The organism is Methanoculleus methanifontis (assembly GCF_030464365.1).
Lineage (GTDB): Archaea > Halobacteriota > Methanomicrobia > Methanomicrobiales > Methanoculleaceae > Methanoculleus > Methanoculleus methanifontis.
Genome location: NZ_VCYI01000030.1, coordinates 1 through 1,744, shown reverse-complemented (window position 1 = coordinate 1,744; position 1,744 = coordinate 1). Strand labels below are relative to the sequence as shown.

The 1,744-nt window shown below is 42.1% G+C and carries 1 protein-coding gene and 1 pseudogene; both read left to right on the top strand.

Annotated features, from left to right (window positions below; translation table 11 throughout):
* A pseudogene (locus tag FGW20_RS13300) lies at positions 1–158 on the top strand (IS5/IS1182 family transposase); the annotation flags it as partial.
* A gap of 223 nt (positions 159–381) precedes the next feature.
* Positions 382–1,122 (top strand): hypothetical protein, encoded by a 741-nt coding sequence (locus tag FGW20_RS13295; RefSeq protein ID WP_301678549.1) that lies wholly within the window; start codon positions 382–384, stop codon positions 1,120–1,122.
* Positions 1,123–1,744 lie beyond the last annotated feature (622 nt).

Sequence of the window (1,744 nt, the reverse complement as noted above, 5' to 3'; positions counted from 1 at the left end):
AACTAAAGGCACGAAAATACTGGTACCAGGTCAAAGAGATCAAGATCAAAGTGATCCTCCATAACCTAACGAAGGCAGTACAAACAGTCGTGATTGTCGTTGTCTGGAAGGAATTCAACAGAGCCGATATAGGTGTTTTAGGTAAGGTAGATTTCTAAGCAGGGAATTTTTGAGATGTGCCCCTCAGACCAGCGCGTACAATCTACAACTCCACGAATATGCTCACCCTGGGTCGCACTCAAATGTCATCGCTCAGATCTGCCATAGATCTCTTTCGAACCTAAATTAGTTGAGGATGCCCTCAATAGTGCCAGGAATCAATATAAAAACATATATATTGACTATAATTTAACGGTCTTATATACCAAAAGGGGTGATCTAATGCTTGGAAAAAAGGTATGGGTTGTATCTCTAACTGTGCTTACAATAATATTTATTGCCGTTACAGGTTGCACTGACTCTGGGAACGGTGGCTGGTTTGGTGAAGAGAAATTTGTTTATGATGAGGATTTCTCTCTTACAGGAGAGATTTCAAAAAAGGAAGGGAAGGGGATTTTCTGGGAAGGCTACTACACTTACAAACTAAAAACTGAAAATTTAATAATCAATCTTCCAAGTGATGGTGGAAAACTTTATCAGATCTATGTAACTACATACGATCCTGAATCAAAGGTCAGATTGACCGGAGGCGGTAATTACACCTATAAATATAAAACAGATAAATTTGGTAATTATTCGATAGAGACCGGTAATTTTAAGGATCCATTTAGTTTCTCAGGTGCATATGCGGATAAATTAAGCGATATTAATACAATACTATATACAGTTCCAGCTAACGAGTCTAGTTACGGAAGAATCGCTTCCGTTGATGGGCACATTGTTAATGCCGAGCTTATTGACCGCAATTTCTATTTGGTACTTGAGATCCCTGGACCCCTTAGTCCGTCCACGGATGGAAATCTGTTTGAGGATGGAGAGATTGTGCGAGCAAACGGTCATATCACGATAAAAGAGACAGATGGGAAGGTTAAATTGACGAAGGGAATGCTGGGCGACAATCGTGTCACAGTCATAGAGATAGATGGAGAAGAGACATCCCGAAGAGCTGATGCTATGGGGTAGAACCCATGTGACTCATAATTTACTGGACATAATAAACACATTTTTTGGGATATCAGGGCTCAGATGCTCTCTGTCGATTTCAACAGTGGCATGCTGCCTTTCGCGCAGCATGATATTGTTTGTGAATTCGTGAACAGTACTTTGCTAATTTTAACTAGGGCTAAAGATGAGGTATTCTGCTTCTCTCCTAGAGATACTGGTATAACTTCTTGATCTCATCGATCCTATCCCCTGTTGTGGGATGAGTCGAGAAGAGTCCATCAATCTTCGATAGATTCAACGGCTAGATCTGCCATTGTCCTGCGAATGGTAGTTCAGTACTTCTCTAATTTTCGAACCGGCATACTCTTTCCCGAACCAGGAAATGGGCACAAAAGCGAAAGATCTATATGGATTGCAGGTGCCTCCTCATGCCTTTCACCCAAAGGAAGAGGACAACCTGCAATAAGAACAGCCATCTAAAACCCAAAGAATGTTGTGCTTGTGCGGGGTCGCGGGTAACGTCTCAGATCTTCTGTAATTTGCCTGAGCCCCGTCTCCTTGCCTGATCATTCCTTCTCCATGGTCAAATACCTTCTGCCGGTGACCCACTCCTCGTTGATGTCCATCAGGATAGATCCGA

Excerpts from the sequence above, each read along its gene's own strand:
- FGW20_RS13295 (WP_301678549.1), top strand. The coding sequence starts at position 382 with ATGCTTGGAAAAAAGGTATGGGTTGTATCTCTAACTGTGCTTACAATA.